A 25,989-nucleotide genomic window follows, 5' to 3' on the forward strand; every position below is an offset into this window, starting at 1 on the left:
CGCGAGGGAGCGCCCATGGACCACGCCGTCACCCCCTTCGTGCTGGACCCGGTGGCGCCGGACGTGCACGGCGAGGGCGCCCGGTTGCGCGCCCGCGGACCGTTGACCGTGGTCGAACTGCCGGGCGGCGTGCTGGCCTGGTCGGTCACCAGCCTGCCGCTGCTGCGCGCCCTGCTCGCCGACCCGCGGGTCTCGAAGGATCCCCGGCGGCACTGGCCCGCCTACCGGGACGGCGAGATCTCGTCCGACTGGTCGCTGCACATCTGGGTTTCGGTGCAGAACATGTTCACCGCCTACGGCGACGAGCACCGGCGGCTGCGGTCGCTGGTGTCCAAGGCTTTCGCGCCCGTCCGGATCGCCGCGCTGCGCCCGGTGGTCGCCGAAATCGTCGACGGCCTGCTCGGCGAGCTCGACGCCGGACCGTGCGAAACCGACCTGCGCGAACAGTACTGCTACCGGCTGCCGATCGAGGTGATCTGCCGGCTGGCCGGCGTCCCCGAACAAGCGCGGCCGGGCCTGCGCACCGCGGTGGCCGGGGTCTTCGCGACGTCGGCGACCGCGGAAGAAGCGACCGCGAACGTCGAGCTGCTGTACGGAATTTTCGCCGACCTCGTCTCCCAGCGGCGCGCCGAGCCCGGCGACGACCTCGCCAGCGCGCTCATCGCCGCCCGCGACTCCGACGGCTCCCGGCTGAGCGAAGAGGAGCTGGTGGACACGCTGATGCTGGTGATCACCGCGGGGCACGAGACGACGGTCAACCTGCTCGACCAGGCCGTGACCGCGCTGCTCACGCATCCCGCGCAGCTGCGCCAGGTCCGCGACGGAACGCGCACCTGGTCGGACGTGGTGGACGAGACTTTGCGCTGGCAGGCCCCGATTTCGCACCTGCCGCTGCGGTTCGCGAGAGAGGACATCGAGGTCGAGGGCACGGTCATCCGCGCGGGCGACCCGATTCTCCCGTCCTTCGGCCCCGCCGGACGCGACGAGGCCCACCACGGTCCGGACGCGGACGAGTTCGACTTGGCCCGCAAGGACAAATCAGCGCTCGCGTTCGGCTACGGCGTGCATTACTGCCTCGGCGCGCAGCTCGCCCGGATGGAGGCGGAGCTGGCGCTGCCTGCGTTGTTCGGGCGGTTCCCCGATTTGGTGCTGGCAGTGGCCGGGGAGAAGCTGGAACCGGTGCCGTCGTTCATCACCAACGGGCACCTGACGCTACCGGTGCGGTTGCGGGGCTAGGCCTTCCAAGCTGCGCGAAAACCGCGGCGCCGGAGCGGGCTGGACAATGCCGTCGAGCGTGACCAGGCCGGACCGAGCTGGCGCTGCCTGCCTTGTTCGAGCGGTTCCCGGATGTGGCGCTGGCAGTAGCCGGAGAGAAGCTGGAACCGGTCCCGTCGTTCATCACCAACGGACACCTGACGCTACCGGTGCGGTTGCGGGGCTAGGCCTTCCAAGCTGCGCGAAAACCGCGGCGCCGGAGCCGGGCTGGACAATGCCGTCGAGCGTGACCAGGCCGGACCGAGCTGGCGCTGCCTGCCTTGTTCGGGCAGTTCCCGGAGTTGGCGCTGGCAGTAGCCGGAGAGAAGCTGGAACCGGTCCCGTCGTTCATCACCAACGGACACCTGACGCTGCCGGTCCGGTTGCGGAGCTAGGCCTTCCAATCGGCGAGGACGTCCTCAGTGTCCGCGCCCGGCACCGGCGGCGGCGTCGGCACATCCGTGGCGCTGCGCGAAAACCGCGGCGCCGGAGCGGGCTGGACGATGCCGTCGAGCGTGACCAGGCCGGACCGGGCCGCGATGTGCGGGTGCTGAGGAGCCTCGTCGGGAGCGAGGACCGGTGTGACGCACGCGTCGGTGCCGTCGAAGACCTCGGCCCATTCGTCGCGGGTGCGGGTGAGGAAGGCCCGGGTGAAGGTGGCGCGGAGGGTGGGCCAGCCGTCGCGGTCCAGTTGCGCCGGGAGGTCTTCCGCGGCGAGGCCGAGGCCGTTCAGGAGAGCCGCGTAGAACTGCGGTTCGAGGGAACCGACGGCGACGTAACGGCCGTCCGCGCAGACGTACGTGTCGTAGAACGGCGCGCCGCCGTCCAGGAGGTTCGTGCCGCGTTCGTCGGACCAGGAACCCAGGCCGCGCAATGCCCACATCATCTGGGACAGCACGTTCGCGCCGTCGACCATCGCCGCGTCCACGACCTGGCCGCGCCCTGTCCGGCCGCATTCCCACAGCGCCGCGAGCACGCCCGCGATCAGGAACATCGACCCGCCGCCGAAGTCGCCGACCAGGTTGAGCGGCGGCACCGGACGCTCGCCCGCGCGGCCGATCGCGTGCAGCACGCCGGTGAGGCCGAGGTAGTTGATGTCGTGCCCGGCGCGCTGGGCGAGCGGGCCGTCCTGGCCCCAGCCGGTCATCCGGCCGTACACCAGGCGGGGATTGCGCGCGAAGCAGTCGTCCGGGCCGACGCCGAGCCGTTCGGTGACGCCCGGCCGCAACCCTTCGATCAGCACGTCCGCTTTCGCCGCGAGCCGCAGGACGAGTTCGCGGCCCTCGGGGGTCTTGAGGTCCGCGGCGACCGAGCGGCGTCCGCGCAGCAGCGGGTCCGGCTTGCCGCCGCTGAGGTCGAGCGATCCGGAAGGCCGTTCCACCCGGACGACGTCCGCGCCCAGGTCGGCGAGCACCATGCACGCGTGCGGCCCCGGCCCGATCCCGGCCAGTTCGACGACCTTCAGCCCGCTCAACGGTCCCGCCACGTGTCCTCCTCGGCTCCGGCGCCTGCCGCGGCGACCCTACCGGCCGGTCCGGTCCGCGTCCGGGCGTGTGGGGTAACCCACCCGTGGCCCGACCCGGGCAGAACCGGCGCCGGGCCTCACCCGAACCGGGGACTGGCGTCTCGCGGCCGCGCCCTTCGGGTACCCGGCTGGTATCCATGGGTCACGAATAGATCAAGGAGGATTTTCGATGAGCTTTTTCGACCAGGCCAAGGACAAGATCCAGGAATTCGCGGGCAACAACCCGGACAAGGTCGGCCAGGGCATCGACAAGGCCGCCGAATTCGCCGACGAGAAAACGGGCGGCAAGCACGGCGACCAGATCCGCCAGGGCGCGGACAAACTGAAGGAGAACTTCGGCGGCGGCCAGGAAGGCGGCCAGGAACAAGGCGGCGGGCAGCAGCAGGGCGGCTTCGACCAGGGCGGCCAGCAGGGCGGTCCGCAGGGTCAGCAGGGCGGCTTCGGTCAGGGCGACCAAGGCGGATTCGGCCAGGGTGAGCAGGGCGGCCAGGGCGGATTCGGTCAAGGCGAGCAGGGCGGCCAGGGCGGATTCGGTCAAGGCGAGCAGGGCGGCCAGGGCGGATTCGGTCAAGGCGAGCAGGGCGGCCAGGGCGGATTCGGCCAGGGCGAGCAGGGCGGCTTCGACCAAGGCGGCCAGCAGGGCGAGCAGCAGTGGGGCAACCAGCAGTAACCAGGGCTGTTCCGGCCTGAGTTCCCGCGCCGGGGGCGGACCGCGCACGTCTGCCCCGCCGAGAACCGGGAAATCGTTGGCAGCAAAGGAACTGCGCGAGTCGGGAGACAGCCACGCAGGCGAACCTCGCGCGAAATCAACTGCCACCGGAAGTCCGCAGATCGACCGCGGCCAGCGAACCGCGCAAGTCACGAGCCTCGGCAACCAGCCGGGGCGAGAGAGCTGTGCGCGTCGGCAACCGCGGTCGGCTGCGGGAATCTGTTGCAACGGCCAGCCTCCGCGGCGAAACGAGACCAGCCGCCGCGAGCGAAAACGAGCCGTGAACGTCGGAGGCCGCGGTCGCAACAACTCAGCTTGCAAACCTCGCGAATCGGTCGCCGTGAGCAAACCGTGGCGATCCCGCAATAACCCGGCCTCGACAGGGATTGTTGAGACCAGCAGCGACGAGCGGGCGGGGCGGTGTTTCAGCGCAGTTTCCGGCGTGTTCACCCGGACCGCGCGAAAATGCCGCCCCGCTTTCCCGTGCCGCATCCGCATCGCTGAATTTCTTTCACAATTCCGCGGTCGAGAGCCACTCAGCCGGGTTTGCGGGCCGAGATCAGCAGGTGTTCCTCCGGCTCCGCTCCGGGCTTGTCCGGGGCGAACGTTTCGGTCCGGGTCCCGGTCACTTCCAGCCCGGCCGCGCGCACCCGGTCGGCCAGCGCGTCCGCCGGGAAGCTCGTCACCCGGATCGAGTGGCCGAGGAAGTCGACCGGGACGTCCTCGACGTCGGCGGGCACCGTGATCAGCGCGAACCTTCCTCCCGGGGCCAGCCAGCCGGCGATCCGGCCGAGCGCGCGCTCCGTTTCGGCCCGCGGCAGCTGCAGGAACGGGAAGAACGCGCACACCGCGTCCCACGTCCCCGGTTCCGACTCCCATTCCCGCACGTCGGCCTGCACGAACTCGGCCTCGGGCACCTGCTCGCGGGCGATCCGCACCATCTCCGCGGACACGTCGATCCCGGTCACCCGGTGCCCGGCGGCGACCAGATCCGCCGCGACGGGGCGGCCGGTCCCGCTGCCGACGTCGAGCACCCGCGCCGACGGCGGCAGCACCGCGAGCAGCTCCCGCACCGCCGCGTCCACGACCGGTGGGCGGCCGAACGCGTCCTCGTACCCGGCGCCGATCGCGTCGAACAGTTCCGCCGCGGTGGTCAGTTCCTCGGACATCCCAGTTCCCCTCGCCGTCGAAGAAACCCAGGCTATCCGCCGCGGGAAGGCAGTTCGACGACGCCGAATCCAGCCAGCGCGGCGAACACCGCGAGTGCGGCGAGGAGCGCCCAGCTGATCGGGTGGCCGAGGTTGAGCGTCCAGGCGACCCCCGAGCGCCGGTGCACGAGAAGGGCCGGATCGCCGCGGTTCGCGTAGACCATGCCCGCGAGGTGCCAGTACCGGTCGTCGTCGCGCTGTACCCGGCCGGAATCCTCTTCGGCCGCAGGCAGCCGGTGCCCGGCATCACCCACCCGGAACGCGAACGCCACCCACGCGACCACCGCGCAGGCGAGCGGGAGGTAGCTGACGACGGTCGCGCCGGTCGTGGCCGGGACGATTTCCCACACCTCCAGCGACGCCACCAGCAAGCTCGCGGCCACGCATCCGGCGGTGCCGAACAGCAGTCGCAGCACGCCGCCGAGGTAGTTGCGGTACCGGGCGGCCGAGGCGGCGGGCTGCGCCGCGTCGAGTTCCGGCCGGGCACGCGGCAACGCGATACCCAGCAGAGCCACGAGGACGATGCTCAACAGCTGCGCGGTGACAGTCGCGAACGCGCGGCCTACCGTGGTCGCGCCGCGCAGGGCGGAGTCGACGGTCATTCCGTTCGGCGTCGGCAGTGTCGCGGGCAGGTCGCCGTAGTGCCACGCACCGATCGCCGCGGTGATCGCGAACAGCACTGCCGCCGGGGCCAGGAAAATCCACTGTGGACGGACCGGGTCGGTGCGCAGCGAGGTGTCGGTCGCGACCGCCTGCCGGGTTCCGGAGTACCAGTCGCCGGAGCGTTTCGCGGCGGCGACCGTGCGGTGCGCCTGGTAGCCGAGGCCGCAGCAAGCAGCGGCGAGAACCGGTGCGGCGAACGCGGCCGCCGGCTCCCAGCGCAGTCCGCCCGAGGCGAAAGCGACCAGGACGAACGCGAGAGTGCCGACCACCAGCACCCCGCGCGCATAACGACGGTGCGCACGAACGATCTCCGGTTCGGCGACGCGCGCCGCCGGCACCCGCACACCGAACGGAAGCGTCGGCCGAGCCAGCGCGGGCGCCGCCCAGAACCCGGCGGCCAGCAGCGCCACCAGCACGAGATCCAGGTAGACCGACGACGTCACGACGCCGCCTTGGCACGGAAGGATTCCAACACCGAGCCACACCGGGCGATTACCTCGTCGGCATCCAGCCCGAGCGCGACGGCCTCGGCCAGGAGCGTGCGAAGCCGTTCCTGCCATTCGTCGGCGTACCCGGATTCGGCGGGGCCGGATCGGGCGTCGCGGCGGATCACCGCGCCGCTCTTGCGGTTGATGCGGATCAGGCCCTGCGCGCGGAGCAGGTCGTAGGCCTTGTTCACGGTGTGGAAGTTGATGCCGAGGTCGGCGCCGAGCTGCCGGGTGGACGGCAGCGCGTCGCCCTCGCCGAGGTCGCCCTGGGCGATCGCCTCCACGACCCGGTCGCGGATCTGCAGGTAGATCGGCGTCTCGCTGTCGAGATCCAATGTCAGCAGCACCCGTCCAGGGTATCTGCTATACATCTAATAGAACAGATAACGCAGGGGGTGAAGACGATGGCGACAGCCGAGATCGTCGGCGACGGGCTCCGGGTGCGGTTCTCCCGCTGGGAGCGGATCGCGGTGTGGCGAGAAGAGATCACGGTCCCGCTGGCGCGGATCCGGACGGTCGAGCAGATCGGGAATCCGCTGGCCCGCACGCGCGGCGGCCGGATCGGCATGCTGGTCAGCGGGGTGGTCAAGGTCGGGATCTGGGGGCTGGGCACCGGGACGCGCCAGCTGGTGTCGGCGCGCCGGTCCGGCCCGGCGCTGCGGATCGTCCTCGACGGCGGGGAGTTCGGCGAACTGCTGCTCAGCCTGCCCGACGCGGCCGAGCTGGCCGAAGCGCTCAAGGCCCGCGCATGAGCATCGCCGTCGAGAACCTGACCAAGCGGTTCGCCGCGACGCCCGCGGTCGCCGATCTGACGTTTTCCGCCGGTCCCGGGAAAATCACCGGTTTCCTCGGGCCGAACGGTTCCGGGAAGACCACCACGATGCGGATGCTCCTCGGCCTGGTCCGGCCGGACGCCGGGACCGCGACGATCGACGGCGTCCGGTACGCCGAGCTGCCGCATCCGGCGCGCACCGTCGGCGCGGTGCTCGACGGGGCCGACCCGCATCCGTCCTGTTCCGCGCGCGAGCATCTGCGCATCTACGCCACGATGGCCCGGCTGCCGCGCCGGCGCGTCGACGAGGTGCTGGAGCAACTGGAAATGACCGCCTTCGCGGGGCGGCCCTCGCGCGGCTATTCGACCGGCATGCGGCGACGGCTCAGTCTCGCGACCGCGTTGCTCGGCGACCCGCGAGTGCTGGTGCTCGACGAACCGGGCAACGGACTGGACCCGCAGGGCATGGCGTGGCTGCGCGACCTGCTCACCGGGTTCGCCGCGAGCGGCCGCACCGTGCTGGTTTCCAGCCACGTGCTCAGCGAACTGGAGCAGATCGCCGGGCAGGTGGTGGTCATCCGCGACGGCCGCCTCGTCGCCACCGGCACCCTGGCGGAGCTGTCCGTCTCGACCGCACCCGCCGCGCTCGTCCGCTCCCCCGACGCCGACGACCTCGCTCGAACGTTGAGCGGGGCCGCCGAACGGATCGCACCGGATCTGCTTCGCGTCTCCGGCCTCAGCACCGCCGAGATCGCGGACCGGGCGGCCGCGGCCGGACTGCGGATCCACGAGCTGACCCCGGAAAAACCCGGCCTGGAACAGGTTTTCCTCGCCCTCACCGCAGGAGAACGCCGATGATCGCCGCGGAACTCCGCCGGCTGCGCTCCACCCGGCTGTGGCTGTGGGCGCTCATCACCGCCGCGGTGTGCGGCGGCGGCCTGGTCGGGCTGATCGGCGTGATCGGCCCGGAGCAGGTCCAGCCGCCGATGCCCGGGCTCGACACCGCCGCCGGAGTGCGGAACGTGCTCGGCATGGCGACCGTGACGGTCCTGTTCCCCGCCGTTTTCGGCACCGTCGCGATGACGTCGGAGTACCGGCACCGCACGATTTCCGTGACGTTCCTCTTCGCACCGCGCCGCTGGCGGATCCTCGTCGCGAAACTCGCGGCGTTCGCCGTCGGCGGCCTCTGCTACGGCGTCGTCACCGCAGTGGCCGCCGGGCTCGCGCTCTACGGCAGCGCCGCCCTCCACGGGCTGACCGTCGGCCTCGCCCCGGCGACCGTCATCGAACTGCTGCTCCGGATCGCCGCCGCGATGACGATCTACACCGTGCTGGGCGTGGGAATCGGTGCGCTGCTGCGGAACCAGGTCGCCGCGCTGGCGGTGGTGATCGGGTACCTGTACCTGGTCGAAATCGCGCTGCTCGCCATTCCCGGCGTGAACACGATCTACCCCTACCTTCCCGGCGGAGCCACCGCCGCGCTCACCGAATTCGGCTATCTCACCGACGCGCTCGCCCAGCAGACCGGCCACACGGGCGGACAACTGCTGCCCACCGCGGGCGGCGCGCTCGTTCTCCTCGGATACGCGCTGGTCGCGGCCGGGCTGGCGGTCGCGTTCCCGCTGCGCCGGGATGTCACGTGAGAGCTTCATAGGCCGCCGCCGCGACCACCAGATCCTCCCAAGCCATTCCGACGCTCTTGAACAACCGGGGACCCGATGCCACCGTCCTCCCCTGTGCCAGTTCCGCGAGCGGCACCAGGTCGTCCGCCGCGAGGACGCCGGATTTCATTGCCAGCACTACATCTCCGGCCTCGCGAGCAGCCGCACCGATGCCTTCGACGACCACTGTGGACCGTCCAATGAGGACATCGTCGACTTCCCGTGCGTCGGGTTCGTGTGAGCCGACGGCTACGACGGTGGCGTGCTCGGGGACTTTCGCGCCGTCGAACACGGGGGTTCTCGACGAGGTGCAGCAGGCGATCAGATCAGCCGAGGACACGTCGTCCGGCGTGCCTACCCGGGCGAAGGGGTACTGCGCGGCGAGAGCTTGCGTGCGCTCCGGATTCCGGCCGACGACCACCACCTCCCGCACCGGCCGCACGGCGCGGAAGGCTTCGATGTGGCTCTGCGCCTGCGGGCCTGTTCCGAACACCACCAAGCGCTCCGCGTCCGGCTCGGCCAGGAGGTCGACCGCCACGGCGGAAACCGCCGCCGTGCGGACCGACGTGAGGGCGATGCCGTCCAGGAGCGCCTTGGGGGTGAGCGTCGGGCCGTCCATCAGCAGGTAGTGGCCTTGGATCCGCGGCAAGCCGCGAGCCGGGTTGTCCGGGGCGACGGAGGCGACCTTGACCCCGGCGTAGCGGTCCCAGAACGCGGGCATCAGCAGAAACTGCCCGGTGGGCACCGGTACGACAGACCGCGGCGGGTCTTGGTCCGGGTCCAGGCCGCCGGTCAATGCGGAACGGATGGCGTCGACGGCTTGGCGGACGGTCGGCGGGGCATCGAGGAACAGCACGCCGACGAGCATCGCACACGGCACCGACAGAACCGGCTGAGCCGCAGGTCACAACACCTTAGATACAAGCTGGGATGCATGCTAGCGTCCCACCTGTGAACGCGTTGAAACCCGCCGCCGACCGCGCGTACGAGCTCACCAAGGAGCTCGTGCTCACCGGCGAGCTGCCCGGCGGACACCTGTTCAGCGAGGGCGAGATCGCCGAGCGGCTCGGGGTGAGCCGGACGCCGGTGCGCGAGGCGTTCCTGCGGCTGCAGGTCGAGGGGCTGCTCAACCTGATCCCGAAGCGCGGCGCGATCGTCGTCCCGATCACCCCGGGCGAGGCCGAAGACGTGCTCGAAGCCCGCGAGGCCGTCGAAAGCGCGGCGGTACAACGGCTGGGCAGGCGTCCGGAGTTGATCCCGGCGGCGCTCGAGCAGCTGCGCGCGGTGCTGGCTGTCCAGCGGCAACACGCGGAAGCGGGCGACGTGCCGGCGTTTGCGGAAGCCGACGCGTTGTTTCACCGCACGATCGTCGAGGCGGGCGGCAACGCGCTGCTGCTCAGCTTCTACACCACGCTCGCCGACCGGCAGCGCCGGATGAACGTCCACGCGCTCGCGCCGATCCCGGCCCGGCTGCCCCAGGTCGTCGGCGAGCACGAAGACCTCCTGAACATCATCGCGGAGGCGGAGACGAAGGCTGACACCTTCGCCCCGGCCCTGCGAGCACACCTGGATTCGGTGCACCGTCGATGACCACTACTGCTGACCGCGCTCCCCTGCCCGGAACACCCGAGACAACCGCCCGTCCGGCCTGGTTTCCGGCCGCCGCCGCGGTGTTCGCGTGCGGCTGGGGCGGCAACCAGTTCACCCCGCTGCTCGTCATGTACCACGCCGCGGGCTACTCCGCGTTCACCGTCGACGCCCTGCTCGGCGCGTACGTCGTCGGCCTCGTGCCGGGGCTGCTGCTGTCCGGCGGACTGTCCAATCGGTACGGTCGCCGCCCGGTGATGTTCGCCGGCACCGTGGTGTCGCTGCTGGCGAGCGTGCTGCTGGCGCTCGGCCCGGTCGGCGTCGGGTGGATCGCGGCCGGCCGGTTCCTCTCCGGCATCGCGGTCGCGGTCGCGATGGCCGTGGGCTCCACCTGGATCAAGGAACTCGCCGACGCCGACCCGCACAGCGCGGCCGACACCGGCACCCGGCGCGCCGCGCTGTGCCTGACGCTCGGACTGGGCATCGGCCCGGGCGTCGCCGGAGTGCTCGCGCAATGGGGTCCGTGGCCGATGGTCCTCCCCTACCTGGTCCACATCGGACTCGCGCTGATCTCGCTGCTCGCGGTCACGCGCAGTCCGGAAACACTCACTGCCCGGACCGAATCGGTCCGCGCCGCCTTGCCCGCCACCGCACGGCATCCGCGGTTCCGCCGGGTGATCCTGCCCGCCGCGCCGTGGATCTTCGGCTCGTGCGGCGTGGCATACGCGATCCTGCCGCAGCTCGTCGAGCACCAGACCGGGTCGTGGGCGCTGGCCTACTCCACCTTGCTCACCGTCTGCGCGATCGGCGCGGGCGTGGGGATCCAGCCGATCGCCAAGCGGGTCGACCGCGCCACCAGCGCCCGGGCGGTGCTCACCGGGATGGCGGTGCTCTGCGCCGGACTCGTCCTGAGCGTCTTCGCCGCCGCGCGGGAATCGCCGTGGATCGCCCTCGGCGCGGCGATTGTGCTGGGCGCCGCTTACGGCATCGTGGTGGTGTCCGGACTGCTGGAATTGCAACGCCTCGCCCGGCCGGGCGAAATCGCGGAACTCACCGGCGTGTACTACGCGCTGGCCTACATCGGATTCCTGCTGCCGTCAATTTTAGCCGCCCTGAACGGAGTAGCGGGCTACCCGGTTCTGCTCGCCTGCGTCGCACTGGTCGCGATCGCGGGAACCCTTGTGGTGACCCGGCACTCGCGCCGGCACCTCCCCCAGGACTGACCCCGATTCCGGCAAACGGGACCGAATGCGCGACCGCGCGGAAATTCGGTCCCGTTTGCCGGATTTGTTTCCCACTATTGTCGCTTGTGGATCGTGCGGGAGTCGGAAAGAGTTCTGCTATCGGGAAATCGAGCGCGGCACGAGTGCGCCCGATTTCGTCGGGGCCGGTAACTCACGAACCCTTCTAGCAGGAAGTGGGAACTGCACATGGGGCGTTCCTCGCGATCCGTTCGCGCCCTGGTCATGGCTGCGACCGGCAGCCTGGTGCTGGCCGGGGCGACCCAGCCGGCGCAGGCTGCCGCACCGGCCGCCGCGGCGGACACCGCGCCGCAATCGGTGATCGTCGTCCTCGCGGACCAGCTGCCCAGCGCGCCGCCCACCAAGGCGGCCTCGGGCACTCGCCGCGCCAAAGCCACCCAAGAACAGGACTCGGTGCTCGCCAAGCTGTCCGGCGCGGCACCGGCCAAGGTCAAGCACTTCGCGCTGGGCAACGCGTTTTCCGCCACCGTCACGCCCGCGCAGGCCGCACAGCTCGCGCACGACCCGGCGGTCGCGCAGGTGCTGCCGGACAGCAAGGTGACGCTGCCGGACGCCAAACCGGGCGCACCGGCCGCCGCGCCGAAGGCAGGCGGACCGGCCGCGCAGTCCACGCCGAACGCGACCTGCCCGGCCGACCCGGCTAAACCGTTGCTGGAGCCCGAAGCGCTGACGTCGATCCGCGCGTACAGCACCACCGGCGGCAAGAGCGCGTCCGATCTGGCCAACGGCGCGGGCGTGAAGGTCGCGTTCCTCGCCGACAACATGGACCCGAACTACGCGGACTTCATCCGTCCCGACGGCAGCCACGTGTTCTCGGACTACCAGGACTTCTCCGGCGACGGCCCGAACACGACCGACTCCGGGGCCGAGGCCTTCGGCGACGCCTCCTCGATCGCCGCGCAGGGCGTCGTGGTGCACGACCTGTCGAAGTTCGTCAACGAGAAGCACCCGCTCCCGGCGGGCTGCAACATCGTCGTCAAGGGCGTCGCGCCGGGCGCGAGCCTGGTCGGGCTGAACGTCTTCGGCAAGACCGCGACGAACTCCGCGGTGCTGCAGGCGATCGACTACGCGGTGACCGTCGACCACGTCGACGTGATCAACGAGTCGCTCGGCCTCAACCAGTACCCGGATTCCAGCTCCCGCAACCTGTTCCAGGTCTTCAACGACCAGGCCGTCGCCGCGGGCGTCACCGTGACCGCTTCCAGCGGCGACGCGGGCACCACGTCCACGATCGGCAGCCCGGCCACCGACCCGCTGGTGATCTCGACTGGCGCGACGACCGACAACCGGCTGTACGCGCAGACCGGCTACGCGGCTTTCCCGTTCTCCAACGGGAAATGGGTGAACGACAACATCTCCGCGCTGTCCTCGTCCGGAATCACGCAGAACGGCCGCACCATCGACCTCGTCGCACCCGGCGAGGGCAACTGGGCCGACTGCTCCCCGGCGTACTCGGAATGCCGCAACTTCAAGACCGTTCCGGAAGGCACGGACCTCGAATCCTTCGGCGGCACCAGCGAATCCGCCCCGCTGACCGCGGGCGTCGCCGCACTGGTGATCCAGAGTTACCGCAATTCCCACCACGGTGCGTCGCCGTCGCCCGCACAGGTGAAGCAGATCATCACCAGCACGGCACGCGACCTCAACCTCCCGGCCGACGAGCAGGGCGCGGGCCTTCTCGACGCTCGCGCGGCGGTCGAAGCGGCGCTCACCGCTCCGGGTTCGACCGGGGCACCGGCGGGCGTCTCGTCCAACATCACGCTGTCGGCCGACCAGCTGACGCTGGAAGGCGCGCCGGGCAGCACGCAGCACGCGTCGGTCAACGTCACCAACTCGGGCACCAAGCCGCTGACGGTCAGCACTGGCACGCGGACGTTCGCCCCGATGGGGACGCAGACGCAGACCACTGGGTTCGACTCGACCAAGCTGCCGACCTTCCCGTACTTCAACGGCACGAACTGGGCGTACAAGAAGGTCACCTTCTCCGTGCCGAACGGCGCGCAGCGACTGCTGGCGCGGATGGCGTGGCAGGGCAGCCCGAAGACGGTCAACGGCCAGTCCGTCACCCCGGTGGTGCGGCTGACGCTGCTCGCGCCGGACGGCACCTTCGTCGCCAACAGCCGTCCGCAGGGCGGGGCCGCGACGGCGAACTACGCCAACGTGGACGTCACGCGCCCGGCCGCGGGCACGTGGACCGCGGTGCTGTACTCCGCGTCCGGGCAGGCCGGCTACACCGGTGACATCCAGCTGGCGACCACCGCGCAGCGGGCTGTCCCGTACGGCCAGGTTTCGCCGCAGATCCTGCAGCTCAACCCCGGTCAGACGAAGCCGGTGCACGTCGCGCTGCAGACCCCGGCCAGCGGCGGCGACGCGGACTACTCGATCACCTTCGGCAGCTCCGACGGACACCAGACCACGGTGTCGGCCGTGCTGCGCGCGCTGATCCCGACGAAGAACGGGCCCGGCGCGTTCGGCGGCACGATCACCGGCGGCAACGCCCGCGCGGTGTCGCCGGCGCAGACCTTCTCCTACGAATTCGACGTTCCGCGCGGCAAGCGGGACCTCGACGTCGCGGTGAAGCTGCAGGACCCGGGCACGCTGCTCGACGGCGTCCTGGTCGACCCGAACGGCGAACTCGCCGACGTGAACAGCAACGCCTACCTCGATTCGGCCACCACGCTGAAGCAGGGCACCGCGTTGCAGCTCGTCGACGCGAACCCGCTGCCGGGCCGCTGGCACCTCGTGCTCGTCGTGCAGAACCCGGTGACGGGCAAGCAGATCGACCAGCCGTTCACCGGAACCGTCGGCTTCGACCAGGTCTCGGCCAGCGCGCCCGCGCTGCCGCAGTCCGCGTCGCTCGCCGCGGGCAAGGCGGTGACCGTGCCGGTGACGGTGCGCAACACCGGCATCGAACCGATCGCCATCGGCGTCGACGCGCGCACGAACGCGAAGCAAACGCTGCAGCCGCAGCCGATCCAGGGTTCGACCGAGGTCGACCTGCCGGAGCTGAACGCGAACGCGCCGGTGTACTCGATCCCGCCGGAGACGAGCAAGTTCACCGTCGCGACGTCCTCGACCGTGCCCGCGCAGGCGGAGATCCAGGGTTCGGCGGCGGGCATCGACGTGCTCGGCGACCTGAAGTCCGCGCAGAACGGCAGCACGGTGTCGGTCGCGACGATCGGCGAGAAGACCGGCTACGTCACCAAGGGCGTCTGGTTCGCCGACGTGCAGGAGATCGGCCCGTTCGGTCCGGAAGGCGCGCCTGCCGGGCATTCGAGCTACACGGCGTCGATCCAGACGGCGGGCTTCGACGGTTCGGTGACGTCGTCGACCGGCGACCCGTACGGCCAGTCGGTGGACCCGAATGGCACCGGCGGCACGCCGCAGCTGGTGAAGCCGGGCGAGACCGCGACGATCCTGGTGACGATCACGCCGTCGGGCAACCGAGGGCAGAAGGTAGCCGGGCACTTGAACATCGTGACCGTGCCGTCGCTGCCGACCGGCGTGACCGGTCTGCCGCAGGTCGGAACCGGTGAGGTGCTGGCGACTCTGCCGTACAGCTACCGCATCGGCTGACGACCGTTCTGAAGTCCGTGAAGGGCTCCTTGAGGGAATCTGATTCCCTCAAGGAGTCCTTCACGGACGGCTATGGAGCAGTGCACGAAGGTGTTCGGCGTGCGCGCGCGTCATCGCCGCCCGGACGCGAGGGAGGCACCCGGCGAGCAGTCCGTCGTCCGTCCAGGCGAGCACCAGGGTCGAATTCGTGGCCGCGCAATGCAGCGGCCGGTATGAGGTGTCCGGCATCGGTCTCGTCGGCGGCGCTGTCACGGTCAGGATTCCGGCCCCGTAACCGAGACACAGCACCGCCCATTCGCTGTCCGCGTAACAAAGCCGTGGGTCAGCACCGGCGTCGGCGAACGCCGCGAGCAGAGCCCGCGTACGCGGCTGCACGGTCTGGTCGAGGAGAACGCAGCGCTGGCGGGACAGCGCGGCCGGGGTGAGCGAGTCCGGGACGCCGAGCGGATGTCCGGACGGAATGCCGACCACCAGCGGTTCCGTGGCCACCGAAACCCATCCGAGGGGGCGTTCCCGCACGGCGTCCTGGCGCAGCAGGCCGAGGTCCAGTTCCTCGCGCAGCAACGCTTCCGCCAGCTCCGCAGCCGATTCGGCGGTCCGGATAGCCAGCTCGGCATCGGGATTGCGCAGCCCCACCTCGCGGATCAGCCGCGGCAGCACGGGCGTCGGCACCGAGCCGATCCGGATCTGCGCGACGGGACGCTCCAGCCCGGCGCGAGCGGCGGTCAGCATCCGGTCGAACTGCGGCACCACCGCCGAGGCGTGTTCGAGGAGGAGTTCGCCGGTTTCGGTGAACAGCTTCCCGGCCGGTTCCGCGGCCAGCAGCGGGGCGCCGATCATCCGTTCCAGCCGCCGGATCCGCAGGGTGAGCTTGGCCGGGGTGGTTCCGAGTGCGGCCGCGGCGGCCGTCACGCTGCCCGCCTCGGCGACCGCGACCAGCAGCTTCAGCTGCCGCAGCTCGAGGTCGGCACCGGAGCGGATCAGCTGGTCCGGGCGGTCAGCCACGGCAGTTCCCCCGGGATCGCGCGCGGGCCGTCGAAGCCGCCCTTGTGGTCGTGATAGGCGTCGAGGATCAACCCGGCGAGCAGGCTGACCCGCGCGGCGACCGGACTGTCCTCCCGGTACAGCAGGAAATGGCTGGTCCGCGCCCGCAGTCCGGGAACCGGCCGGTGCACCACTCCCGGGGCGAGCGGGCGGGAGGACTGGACGAGCGTGACGTCGCCCTGGTAGCGGACGATCTCGTCGCGCGGGCCGGAGACCGGCACGTAGTGGGCGATCACCGGGGCGAAACCGTACGGGCCGCACACCCGGGCGAGGAACTCGCGGCAGCGGTCCGGCCCGGTCGAGGAGATCCACCGCTCGTGTTCCAGCTCGGCCAGGTCCACCTCGTGCCGGGCGGCGAGCGGATGCCAGTCCGGGAGCATCATCAGCAGCGAGTCCTCGGCGAGGTCGATCCGCCCGGTGTTCGCGGGCAGCGGCACGTCGCACTGTTCGGACAGGACGGCGAGGTCGAGTTCGCCGCGGCCGAACCAGCCGAGCATCTCCGCGGTCGACTCGGCGGTCCGGATCTCCGCCCGGTCGCCGAGCCCGGTCGTCTCCAGCGCGCGGAGCAGCGGGCCGGACAGGACGGTTTCCGACCAGCCGACCCGCAACGCGCTTTCGCGCTGGGCGCAGTGCTGCGCGAGGGCCGGGCCGATCCGGGCGGTGCGCGCCAGGATCCCGTCCGCGTAGTCGAGGATCAGCTGCCCGAACGGCGTGGGCCGCACCCCGGCGCGGGCGCGTTCGAACAGCGCCCGGCCGAGCAGTTCCTCGATTCTGCGCAGTTCGCGGCTGAGGGCGGGTTGCGGCAGCACCAGTTCGGTGGCCGCGCGGTTGAGGCTGCCCGCTTTCGCGATCGCCTGGAGGTGGCGCAAATGCTTGAGTTCCAACTCCACGAAAGTTCACGATATGACGCCCGCCGGCGCGAGTGCACCGGCGAAAGTGTGGCAATCGTGCGACCAAAGTAGGAAATCCTCTTTCCGAACCGCCGGCCTCGCCGTCCCGCGACGGCATAACCGGCAGGCATTACCCGCGCCGCCCGGATCCCGGCACAGTGATCCGCACCAGTCCCGCCCCGCCGGGAGAAACGCGGAATCGAGACGAGAAAAGGTGGAGGATTTCCATGTTCGACGCGACTCCGCTGTCTTCCGGCTGCGCCCGCCTGTATCCGGACGTCCGGCACGCCTGTGTCGGAGTGAGCCCGTTCAACGGCTATTTCACCGCGGACCGGCTGACCCGGCTCGCCGCGTGGACCGCGGAGCACTTCGCCGAGTTCTGCTTTTTCGTCCCGGACGAGGTCACCGCCTACACGCTCGAAGCGCTCGGATACCCGCCGGCCAGGGCGAAACAGAAAGCGCACCGGCAGTCCTGCCACGTGCACAACAAGATCGCCGCCGCACTGCGCGCGCTGGACGTGCCCGACCCGGAGAGCCGGATCCTCGGCATGGCCCGGCTGCGCGAACTGCCCGCCTATCGGCGGCTGCTCGCGGCGGCGGAAAACCACTTCGAAACCGACCGCGCATTCCGGTCCGCCTGCTACGGCGCTTCCACCTGGGTGCTGCAGGGCCGGACCGGAAACGTGCCGGACGAGGGCGCGCTGCGGCTCGCGGTGCGCTACTTCCTCGCCGAACTCCCGTTGTTCGCCGGTTCCGGGCTGATCACCGGAAATCCGCGGTCGATGTTCGTCTACCACCAGCGGGTGCCGTTTCTGCGGAAGTTCTTCGACCGGGAATTCGCGTTCCGGCCCGAGCCGGGCCAGGGTTTCCTGGTCGTCGCCGAAGCCGCGCTGGAAGCGACCGGCCGATGAGCGACCGCCACGACGACTATTCGCTGACCCGCGTCCCGGACGCCGCCCGCCGGTCCTGGCCCTCGGTCGCGGTGCAGCGGTTCGGGCAGGTGTCCTCGTTCCAGCAGTTCATCGTCGGCGCGCTGCTGGGCTACGGCATGACGTTCTGGAACGCGGTGCTGGCCATCACGATCGGTTCGGTGCTGCTGGAGGTCATCACCGTGCTGCTCGGCATCGCCGGGGTGCGGGAAGGACTGTCCACGTCGGTGCTGGCCCGCTGGGCCGGGTTCGGCCGGAAGGGTTCCGCGCTGGTCGGCCTGCTGGTGGCGGTCAGCCTCGCGGGCTGGTTCGGCGTGCAGAACGGGGTGTTCGCGCACGGGATGCACGCCCTCGGCGGCGCGGTGCCGGAATGGGGCTGGGCGCTGGTCGGCGGCCTGGTGATCACCGTGATCACCGTCTACGGCTTCCGCCTGATGGCCTGGACCGCCTACCTGACCGTGCCCGCTTTCCTGCTGCTGGCCGGGTATTCGGTGCTCGACGCGCTGCACACGCACTCGCTGGCGGACTTGATTTCCGCTCCCCCGCCGGGACCGCCGCTGTCGCTCGGCGCGGCGACCACGCTGGTGTCCGGGGCGTTCATCCTCGGCGCGCTGATGACTCCGGACATGACGCGGTTCAACCGCACCCGCGCCGACGTCGTCAAGCAGACCGTGCTCAGCGTGACGCTCGGCGAGTACCTGATCGGGCTGATCGGCGTGCTGCTCGCGCACGCCGCCGCGACCTCGGACGTCGTCGGCATCGTCACCTCCTCCTCGGGGCTGCTCGGCACCCTGGTGCTGGCCACCGCCATCCTCAAGATCAACGACTGGAACCTCTACTCGTCGTCGCTCGGCCTGGTCAACGTCGTCGACGTGCTGTTCGACCGGAAGGTCGGCCGGGTGCGCGTGGTCCTGGTGCTCGGGGTGTTCGGCACGGCGGCGTCCGCGCTCGGGATCGCCGACCACTTCGCCGGGTTCCTGACCGCGGTCGGCGTGCTCGCCCCGCCGGTCGCCGGGGTGCTCATCGCGGAGTACTTCGTGCTTCGCCGGTGCCGTCCGGTTTTCGCCGCCCTGCGCCGGGGACAAGCGGTCGCCGGGCGCGACTGGGAGCTCGCGGCGCTGGTCAGCTGGGCGCTCGGGACGGCTTTCGCGCTCGTCTTCGATTTCGGGATTCCCACGATCAACTCGGTGGTCGTGGCGTTCGTCAGTCACCTCGCGGCGGGCCTGCTTGCCCGCCGCCGGAACCCGGGAGGAACCGGCATGCTGCCGCTGATCGGCCGCGAAGAGCTGAAAACCGCGATGGACGAGGGCATGGTGATCGTCGTCGACACCATGCCGCCCGACTACTACGCCCGCGAACACCTTCCCGGCGCCCGCAACATCCCGGGCTTCCCCTACGAGCAGGCCGCGGCGTTCACCGACGAGCACGCGCCGCGGGTGGTCCCGGACAAGACCGCGGCGATCGTCGTCTACTGCGCCAACACCCCTTGCCGCAACAGCGAATTCGTCGGCGCCCGGCTGCTCGAACTCGGGTACGCCGACGTCCGCAAGTACCGCGAAGGAATCGAAGACTGGGTCGGCGCCGGCCATCCCACCGAAACCGGCCCTGGCCCCGAAGCCCCGGCGCGCCCGGCGCCGGTGCCCGTCACCCACCCCGAATAGAGGAGAGAACATGGGAACGAGAATCCGGATGTTCGCGGCCGTCGCGGCGATGACGGCGGGAGTCCTCGGCGGCGCCGCGGCGACGCCGGCGAGCGCCGCCCCGGCGTCCTACGTTTCGCTGGCCCCGCAGGACGAGACCGTCGTCGACGTCACCTCGGCCAACTACGACCAGGTGATGGAGATGTCCAAGACCAAGCCGGTCGTGCTGGACTTCTACGCCAGCTGGTGCGGTCCCTGCCAGAAGATGGCCCCGTACCTGGAGAAATACCACACGGCCGACGGCGGCAAGTGGATCTGGGCGAAGGTGGACCTGAGCGAGCAGGGCCAGAACAAGGACATCGCCGACAAGTACGGCATCGAGTACATCCCCACGCTGATCGACATCTCCGCCGGACAGGAGAAGGGCAGCCGGGTGGTCGGCTTCGACGAGGGCAGCGGCCCGGACGACCTGCGCACCTGGCTGAACAACCTCTGACCGCGCCCGCCTCCGCCGGGATTCCCCGGGATCCCGGCGGAGGCTCCCCGAAGGGACGACCATGAAACGCACCCCGAAAGCCGTCGTGCTGGCGGCCCTGCTCTCGGTCGCGGCCGGCGTGCTGCCGGCGGCGGCCTCCGCCGCGCCGGACGACGCCGCGGTGTACATCGTGCGGCTCAAGCCGATGGACAAAGACAAGGACAAGGTCACCGCCGCCGCGAACGCGCTGATCGCCAAGTACGGCGGCACGCTGCGCCGGGTCTACTACTCGGTGTCGCAGGCGTTTTCCCTTTCCGCGACCCGGGAACAGCACGACAAGTACCTCACCGACGCCGCGGTCACCACGGTCGGGGACAACCAGGTCTACACCGCGGCCGGGACCCAGGACGACCCGCCTTCGTGGGGACAGGACCGGATCGACCAGGCGGACCTCCCGCTCGACGGCAGCTACACCTACCCGAACACCGCGGCCAACGTGCACGTGTACGTGCTCGACACCGGGGTGCGCACGACCCACCACGACTTCGGCGGACGCGCCCACGCCGCGTACGACGCGGTCGACCCCGACGCGGACCAGAGCGGAACGGACTGCAACGGCCACGGCACCCAGGTCGCGGCCGCCATCGCGGGCCGCCGTTACGGTGTCGCGAAAGAGGCTTCGGTCGAATCGGTGCGCACCCTCGGCTGCGACGGCACGGGCACGTCCGAGGAGATTCTGTCCGCTTTGGACTGGGTGAACCTCAACGCACAGCGCCCGGCCGTGCTGAACCTCAGCTTCGCCGGCCCCAGCGGCACGGTCCTCGACATCCAGCTCTACAAGATGACCCAGAACGGCCTCGCCTACACCGTCGCCGCGGGCAACGGCACCGGCGGTGCCGGAGTGAACGCCTGCGACATCACGCCCGCCCGGCAGACCACCGGGATCACCGTGGGCGCCACCGATCAGGCCGACCACCGGGTGCCGTCCTCGAACTTCGGCAGCTGCGTGGACCTTTACGCGCCCGGCAAGGACATTCCGACGGCGGGCAACACCGGCGATTGCGCGTCGAGCGTGGTTTCCGGCACGTCGATCGCCTCGGCGGAAGCGGCGGGGGTGGCGGCGATGTTCCTGTCCGCGCATCCGGACGCGACGCCGGACCAGGTGCTCAAGGGCATGACCGACGCGGCGACGAAGGACAAGGTCGTCGATCCGGGCGAGGGATCGCACAACCTGCTGCTGCACACGACGTAACCGCGCGCGGCCGGGCCGGTCGCCGCGACGCCACGCCCCCACCATGGACGTCGCGGCACCGCCCGGCCGCTCCCCCGAAGGCCGCGCCCACAGCGCATAGCCGACTCGGCCGCCACAGTCCCCGGCCTCAGCCCCGGACCACGCAAGCCCGAGCGCCCCACAGCGCGTAACCGGCTCAGCCGCCGCAATCCCCAGTCCCAGCCTCGCACCTCGCAAGCCCGAGCACCCCACAGCGCATAACCGACCCGGCCGCCACACTCCCCGGCCTCAACCCCGCACCTCGCAAGCCCGAGCACCCCACAGCGCATAACCAGCCGAGCCATCAAGCTCCCCACCCCGTACAACCGACGCGGCCGACCGCCACGACCCCAAGGACCCGCCATGGACGTCACCGCGCCGCCCGCCCGCACCGCGCTTCCCCTGCCCGCTCTGCTGGCCTTGGCCGCGTCGGTGTTCCTCGGCTGCCTGACCGAGATCGTCCCGGCCGGGATCCTGCTCCCGGCCGCGGCTGATCTCAACGTGTCCCCGGCCGCCGCGGGGCAGCTGGTCACCGTGTACGCGATCACCACCGCCCTCACCGCGCTGCCGTTGACCGCGGCGTCGGCCCGGATGCCCCGCCGGAAACTCCTGCTCCTGCTCGTCGCCGGGTTCGTCGCGACCAACCTGGCGATCGCGCTGTCCCCGTGGTTCGCGCTGGTGCTCGTGGCGCGAGTGGCTTCAGGAGCGCTCACCGGAATCCTGTGGTCCCTCGTGGCGAATTACGCCATGCGGCTCGTCCCCGCGGAACGGGCCGGTCGCGCGCTCGCCGTCGCGATGGCGGGCACCCCGGTCGCTTTCGCGTTCGGCGTCCCGGCCGGGGCCGCGCTCGGCGAACTCGTCGGCTGGCGCTGGGTATTCGCCGGCATGGCCCTCGTCGCGGTACCACTGCTGTGGTGGATCGTGGCGGTGGTTCCGCCATTGTCCGGCGAAGAACCGGGTGCCCGGGCAAGCCTCCGCACAGTGGTGCGCACGCCAGGACTACGCCCCCTGTTGCTGCTAGTGATCGCGTTTTCCTTGGCGCACAACATATTCTACACCTATCTCGGACCATTCTACGCCGCTCGCGGGCATCTCCCGTTGCTGAGCGCCGGGCTGTTGCTGTTCGGCACCGCGACAGTGGCCGGGCTGTGGCTGGTCGGGCTCGCTCTCGACCGGCATCCCCGCGCGGTGCTCACGTGCTGCGCCGCCGTCACCGCCTGCTGTTTCGGCATACTGGTCTTCGGCGGCCGGGAACCGGTACTGCTGCTCGCCGCGTGTGCGTTGTGGGGCTTGGCTTTCGGCGGCGCGCCGACGTCGTTCCAAGCGGTCACCGCGGTACTCGCCGGACGCCGAGCCGACATCGCGCAGTCGCTGACCATCGCCAGCTGGAACGGCGCGGTCGCGGGTGGCGCGCTGACGGGCGGAGTTCTGCTCGGCACAGGCGCGCTGCCGTGGACCGCCATCGCACTGATGGTCGTGCCGGTTTTCCTTTCCCGTTTCGTTCTCCCGGCACGGTGAACCAGTCCGCCATTCTGTGGAAAACTGTTTCATCCTACCCGTTCTGACCAGGGAAAACGTCATCGTTCAGAATCACCGTTGAACGTCGTCGAACGTTCAGCAAGCACGATTCGCCGACCGCCGCCGCGGCTAGCCTTGGCCGGCTGTTTCTTCTCCGCTTCGCTTTGGAGGAATCGTGCTCCCTCGTTCCCTGTGGGCGAGACCGGCCGCCGCGGCAGCCGGTCTCGTCCTGACGGCCGCCCTGGCGATACCGGGTTCAGCCGCCGCCCAAGAGCCCCGGACGCCGCTGGCGCCCACCGGCTCCGCACCGGCCGGCGCACAACGGCTCGGCACCACCGATCCCGGCCGGGAGATCCCGATCGCACTGTCGCTGCGACCGCACGACGAAGCCGGGCTCGCCCAGTTCGTCGCCTCGGTCAGCGATCCGCGTTCGCCGGACTACCGGCATTTCCTGTCCAGCGCGGACTATTCGGCCCGCTACGCACCGCGAGAGTCCGATGTGGACGCTGCAAAGGCGTACCTGGAGAAACAGGGCCTGCGGGTCACCGACGTCTCGGCCAACCGCCAGGTGGTCGACGCGGTCGGGACCGTCGGACAGGTCGAGGCGGCGTTCGGCACCCGGCTCGGCGACTACGCCGACTCGACCGGAAAGCATTTCTACGCCAGGGAATCCGCGCCGAGCGTGCCCTCCTCGGTCGCGAAGATCGTGCGCACGGTGACCGGGCTGACCAACCGGCCGATCGCGCACCGCGCCTCCGCTCCGGCCGGTCCCGGCGGCCCGGGCGGCGGCTACACCCCCGCCCAGTTCCGCACCGCCTACAGCATGAAGCAGCTTTCCGGTTCCTACGACGGATCCGGGCAGACGGTCGGGCTGATCGAGTTCGACTCGTTCAAGCAGTCCGACATCGACGCCTGGACGAACTACTTCAAGCAGCCCTCGGTCAAGCCCCAGGTAGTGCCGGTGGACGGCGGGGTTTCCCAGCCGGGCAGCGGACAGCTCGAGGTGACGCTGGACATCCAGGCGGTCGCGGCCACCGCGCCCGGCGCGAGCCAGATCGTGTACGAAGCGCCCAACAGCGACAAAGCCTGGGTCGACGAGATGGCGAAAATCGCGAGCGACAACGCGATCACGATCCTGTCGGGCTCGTGGCTGCTCGGCGAGAAATGCGAATCCGACCCGATCGCCGCCTCGCACGACTCCTACTCCCAAATGGTCGCCCAGGGCGTCACGCTGCTGTCGGCCTCCGGGGACTGGGGAGCCACCGGCTGCGGCTACAACGGCGACAACTCCACCGTGCAGGCCGACTACCCGGCCAGCGACCCGCTGTTCACCGGCGTCGGCGGCACGCAGCTGCGGACGAGCGACAGCGCGGGCACCTACCAGTCGGAGTCATGCTGGAACCAGGGCGGCACCGGCAACACCCGCTCCGGCGGCGGGTATTCGGCGGTCTACAGCAAGCCGGATTGGCAGCCGGGCAGCAGCAAATACCGTTCGGTGCCCGACGTCGCGCTCGACGCCGACTACGGAGCCGGCGCGCTTTCGGTGTACATGAACGGCGGCTGGCAGGACGTCGGCGGGACGAGCCTGTCCTCCCCGTTGTGGGCCGGATATCTCGCGATGGTCAACCAGAAAGCGAAAAGCGCGGGCAAGAGCAACCTCGGTGCCATCAACCCGACGGTGTACTCGATCGCGCAGTCCTCGCAGTACTCCTCGGCCTTCCACGACGTCGTCTCCGGCAACAACGGCACCTACGACGCGGGCACCGGCTACGACCTGTGCACCGGCTGGGGTTCCATGCAGGGCGACACCCTGGCGGACCCGCTGATCAACGGCGCGACACCGCCCGCGGCCAACGACTTCTCCCTCGCCGCGGACCCGGCCTCGCTCAGCGTCGACCCGGGCAAGTCGGCGACCACGAAGATCACCACCAAGGTCGTCAAGGGGAGCGCACAAAGCATCGCGTTGTCGGCGAGCGGGCTCCCAGCCGGTGTCACAGCAACATTCGACCCGTCTTCGGTAACCGCAGGCGGCGCCTCCACCCTCACGCTCGCGGCGTCGGCGTCGGCCTCGCCAGGGCAGACAACCGTGACAGTGACCGGAAAAGCCACGGACGCCACGCACACGACCCCGGTCACGCTCACCGTCAACGGCTCCGGCCAAGGCGATTTCTCACTCAGCGTCGACCCGGCTTCGGCGTCGGTCAACGCCGGGCAATCCGCCACCGCCACCGTCTCGACGACCGCGGTGAACGGTGCCGCGCCGTCGGCGAGCCCGAGCGTGATCAACGGGCAGACGACCACCGTCGCCAAGTACCCGTTCATCATTTCCGAACACCGCACCGGCGGGGTGCGCCCGCAGGAGCAGTCCTGCACCGGCAGCGTGGTCGCCAAACGGGCGGTGCTGATCGCGGCTCACTGCAAGTTCGCCGACGGCGACCCGAAGTACCTCATCTACGGACGGGACGACCTGAACGACACGAGCAAGGGCACCCGGATCGAGATCGCGGAATTCCGGATCCACCCGGACTACAGCCCGCAAAGCGACCAGGGCTGGCGCAACGGCAACGACGTCGCGATCATCTTCACCAAGACCGACATCCCCGTTCCGGCGGGCATGACCTACCCGAAGATCGCGTCCTCCGCCGACAATCTGCCGCTCGGCACCCAAGGCACGGCCATCGGCTACGGCAAGACCGACGCCAACGACGCCACCAAGAACACCAAGCTGCGCGAGGTCGTACTGCCCACAGTGGACGGTTCGAACTGCAGTACCATCGATTCGTCGGTGTTCAAGCCGGAGTACATGTTCTGCGACGGCTACGGCGACGGTAGCAAGGGCCTGTGCCAAGGCGACTCGGGCGGACCGTACTACTACAACGGCAAGATCTACGGCGTCTTCTCCTGGCTGCGCACCGACTGTGCGTCCTACAACGCGCACGGAAAGCTGTGGGGTTCGATGGGCGACTGGGCGAACCAGCAGATCGGCACCACGCCTCCGTCCGGCGGCGACATCGCGTTGTCCGCCAGCGGATTGCCCTCCGGGGCGAGCGCGACGTTCGATCCGGCGTCGGTCAACGCGGGCGGTTCGGCGAAGCTGACGATCGCCACCAGCGCCTCCACCCCGCAGGGGACGTACCAGGTGACGATCACCGGCAAGAACGCCACGGCGAGCCACGACACCACGTTCACGCTCACCGTGCAGGGCGGTTCGTCCGGTCCGGTCACCGTGGCCGACCCGGGCTTCCAGGCGGTGCCGCACGGTTCGCCGGTGCACCTGGCGATGCGCGCCTCCGGCGGCACCGGCAGCTACTCCTGGAGCGCCGCCGGACTGCCCTCGGGGCTGACCATCGACCGCGCCACCGGCGTGATCTCCGGAAACCCGCAGACCACCTCGGGTCTGCTGAACTCGACGATCACCGCCACCGACACGTCAGGCACGGCGGGGAAGGTGCAGGTCCCCTGGTTCGTCTACTGACCGGGTGCGCAGGGGCTTGACCGGCGGTTCCCGGAAAACCGCC

At 70.4% G+C, this 25,989-nt stretch carries 21 protein-coding genes and 1 pseudogene; 15 read left to right on the plus strand and 7 right to left on the minus strand.

All coding sequences use genetic code 11. The features are described from left to right. Nucleotides 1–15: 15 nt before the first annotated feature. Complete coding sequence (locus FKO37_RS34130; RefSeq protein WP_238607202.1) at nt 16–1,236, plus strand: cytochrome P450; 1,221 nt, start codon at nt 16–18, stop codon at nt 1,234–1,236. A gap of 409 nt (nt 1,237–1,645) precedes the next feature. Here FKO37_RS34130 and FKO37_RS34140 read toward each other — a convergent pair whose 3' ends face one another. Further along, entirely contained in the window at nt 1,646–2,740 is a 1,095-nt protein-coding gene (locus FKO37_RS34140) for a CaiB/BaiF CoA-transferase family protein (RefSeq protein WP_238607203.1), read from the minus strand. Between the two features lie 208 nt (nt 2,741–2,948). On the opposite strand from FKO37_RS34140, the gene FKO37_RS34145 reads away from it, so the two are divergent. Beyond that, the gene (locus FKO37_RS34145; RefSeq protein ID WP_238607204.1) at nt 2,949–3,449 is read left to right on the plus strand and encodes an antitoxin; all 501 of its coding nucleotides are present in this window, start codon (nt 2,949–2,951) and stop codon (nt 3,447–3,449) included. A gap of 575 nt (nt 3,450–4,024) precedes the next feature. Here the strand turns inward: FKO37_RS34145 and FKO37_RS34150 are convergent. The 3 genes from FKO37_RS34150 to FKO37_RS34160 are packed head-to-tail and all read right to left on the minus strand — an operon-like array spanning nt 4,025 to nt 6,194. Continuing rightward, complete coding sequence (locus FKO37_RS34150; RefSeq protein ID WP_238607205.1) at nt 4,025–4,657, minus strand: bifunctional 2-polyprenyl-6-hydroxyphenol methylase/3-demethylubiquinol 3-O-methyltransferase UbiG; 633 nt, start codon at nt 4,655–4,657, stop codon at nt 4,025–4,027. Nucleotides 4,658–4,689: 32 nt separating this feature from the next. Continuing rightward, nucleotides 4,690–5,802: a DUF5808 domain-containing protein gene (locus tag FKO37_RS34155; protein ID WP_238607206.1), complete on the minus strand. Its 1,113-nt coding sequence runs from the start codon at nt 5,800–5,802 to the stop codon at nt 4,690–4,692. After that, nucleotides 5,799–6,194: a GntR family transcriptional regulator gene (locus FKO37_RS34160; RefSeq protein ID WP_238607207.1), complete on the minus strand. Its 396-nt coding sequence runs from the start codon at nt 6,192–6,194 to the stop codon at nt 5,799–5,801. Before FKO37_RS34160 ends, FKO37_RS34155 begins: the two co-directional genes overlap by 4 nt. Nucleotides 6,195–6,251: 57 nt before the next feature. On the opposite strand from FKO37_RS34160, the gene FKO37_RS34165 reads away from it, so the two are divergent. From FKO37_RS34165 to FKO37_RS34175, 3 genes are read left to right on the plus strand one after another with little or no spacing between them, the layout of a single operon-like run. Further along, entirely contained in the window at nt 6,252–6,599 is a 348-nt protein-coding gene (locus FKO37_RS34165) for a hypothetical protein (RefSeq protein ID WP_238607208.1), read from the plus strand. Beyond that, nucleotides 6,596–7,477 carry an ABC transporter ATP-binding protein gene (locus FKO37_RS34170; protein ID WP_238607209.1) on the plus strand — a complete coding sequence of 294 codons (882 nt, stop codon included), beginning with the start codon at nt 6,596–6,598 and terminating at the stop codon, nt 7,475–7,477. Before FKO37_RS34165 ends, FKO37_RS34170 begins: the two co-directional genes overlap by 4 nt. After that, the gene (locus FKO37_RS34175) at nt 7,474–8,262 is read left to right on the plus strand and encodes an ABC transporter permease subunit (protein WP_238607210.1); all 789 of its coding nucleotides are present in this window, start codon (nt 7,474–7,476) and stop codon (nt 8,260–8,262) included. Before FKO37_RS34170 ends, FKO37_RS34175 begins: the two co-directional genes overlap by 4 nt. Here FKO37_RS34175 and FKO37_RS34180 read toward each other — a convergent pair. Continuing rightward, entirely contained in the window at nt 8,255–9,136 is an 882-nt protein-coding gene (locus tag FKO37_RS34180; protein ID WP_238607211.1) for an ornithine cyclodeaminase family protein, read from the minus strand. The two genes, FKO37_RS34175 and FKO37_RS34180, sit on opposite strands and share 8 nt — an antisense overlap. Nucleotides 9,137–9,231: 95 nt before the next feature. Here FKO37_RS34180 and FKO37_RS34185 point away from each other — a divergent pair, with 95 nt between their 5' ends. The 3 genes from FKO37_RS34185 to FKO37_RS34195 all read left to right on the plus strand — a co-directional run bounded on the left by FKO37_RS34185 (nt 9,232) and on the right by FKO37_RS34195 (nt 14,705). Beyond that, nucleotides 9,232–9,870 (plus strand): GntR family transcriptional regulator, encoded by a 639-nt coding sequence (locus FKO37_RS34185; protein WP_037818639.1) that lies wholly within the window; start codon nt 9,232–9,234, stop codon nt 9,868–9,870. Next, nucleotides 9,867–11,090, plus strand: coding sequence for an MFS transporter (locus FKO37_RS34190; protein ID WP_238607212.1), 1,224 nt, complete (start codon nt 9,867–9,869; stop codon nt 11,088–11,090). The genes FKO37_RS34185 and FKO37_RS34190 overlap by 4 nt, the downstream gene beginning before the upstream one ends. A 243-nt stretch (nt 11,091–11,333) precedes the next feature. Further along, nucleotides 11,334–14,705: a S8 family serine peptidase gene (locus tag FKO37_RS34195; protein WP_238607213.1), complete on the plus strand. Its 3,372-nt coding sequence runs from the start codon at nt 11,334–11,336 to the stop codon at nt 14,703–14,705. Nucleotides 14,706–14,765: 60 nt separating this feature from the next. Here FKO37_RS34195 and FKO37_RS34200 read toward each other — a convergent pair whose 3' ends face one another. After that, nucleotides 14,766–15,710, minus strand: coding sequence for a LysR family transcriptional regulator (locus tag FKO37_RS34200; protein ID WP_238607214.1), 945 nt, complete (start codon nt 15,708–15,710; stop codon nt 14,766–14,768). Beyond that, nucleotides 15,686–16,639, minus strand: coding sequence for a LysR family transcriptional regulator (locus tag FKO37_RS34205; RefSeq protein WP_238607215.1), 954 nt, complete (start codon nt 16,637–16,639; stop codon nt 15,686–15,688). The genes FKO37_RS34200 and FKO37_RS34205 overlap by 25 nt, the downstream gene beginning before the upstream one ends. 227 nt (nt 16,640–16,866) lie before the next feature. Here FKO37_RS34205 and FKO37_RS34210 point away from each other — a divergent pair, with 227 nt between their 5' ends. The 7 genes and pseudogenes from FKO37_RS34210 (at nt 16,867) to FKO37_RS34240 (ending at nt 25,946) form a co-directional block, all read left to right on the plus strand. Beyond that, complete coding sequence (locus FKO37_RS34210) at nt 16,867–17,550, plus strand: tRNA-dependent cyclodipeptide synthase (protein WP_238607216.1); 684 nt, start codon at nt 16,867–16,869, stop codon at nt 17,548–17,550. A gap of 137 nt (nt 17,551–17,687) precedes the next feature. Next, nucleotides 17,688–18,680, plus strand: a pseudogene (locus FKO37_RS34215) (cytosine permease); the annotation flags it as partial. A 147-nt stretch (nt 18,681–18,827) separates the two neighbouring features. Next, on the plus strand, nt 18,828–19,229 hold the full coding sequence (locus FKO37_RS34220) for a rhodanese-like domain-containing protein (RefSeq protein ID WP_238608377.1): 402 nt from the start codon (nt 18,828–18,830) through the stop codon (nt 19,227–19,229). Nucleotides 19,230–19,239: 10 nt separating this feature from the next. Beyond that, nucleotides 19,240–19,704, plus strand: coding sequence for a co-chaperone YbbN (locus tag FKO37_RS34225; protein ID WP_037818633.1), 465 nt, complete (start codon nt 19,240–19,242; stop codon nt 19,702–19,704). A 61-nt stretch (nt 19,705–19,765) separates the two neighbouring features. Beyond that, on the plus strand, nt 19,766–20,935 hold the full coding sequence (locus FKO37_RS34230; RefSeq protein WP_134733320.1) for a S8 family peptidase: 1,170 nt from the start codon (nt 19,766–19,768) through the stop codon (nt 20,933–20,935). Nucleotides 20,936–21,316: 381 nt separating this feature from the next. Next, complete coding sequence (locus FKO37_RS34235; protein ID WP_238607217.1) at nt 21,317–22,471, plus strand: MFS transporter; 1,155 nt, start codon at nt 21,317–21,319, stop codon at nt 22,469–22,471. 175 nt (nt 22,472–22,646) lie between these two features. After that, nucleotides 22,647–25,946: a protease pro-enzyme activation domain-containing protein gene (locus FKO37_RS34240; RefSeq protein WP_238607218.1), complete on the plus strand. Its 3,300-nt coding sequence runs from the start codon at nt 22,647–22,649 to the stop codon at nt 25,944–25,946. Nucleotides 25,947–25,989: the final 43 nt, after the last annotated feature.

It is taken from the genome of Amycolatopsis sp. Poz14 (assembly GCF_006704225.1).
Lineage (GTDB): Bacteria > Actinomycetota > Actinomycetes > Mycobacteriales > Pseudonocardiaceae > Amycolatopsis > Amycolatopsis nivea.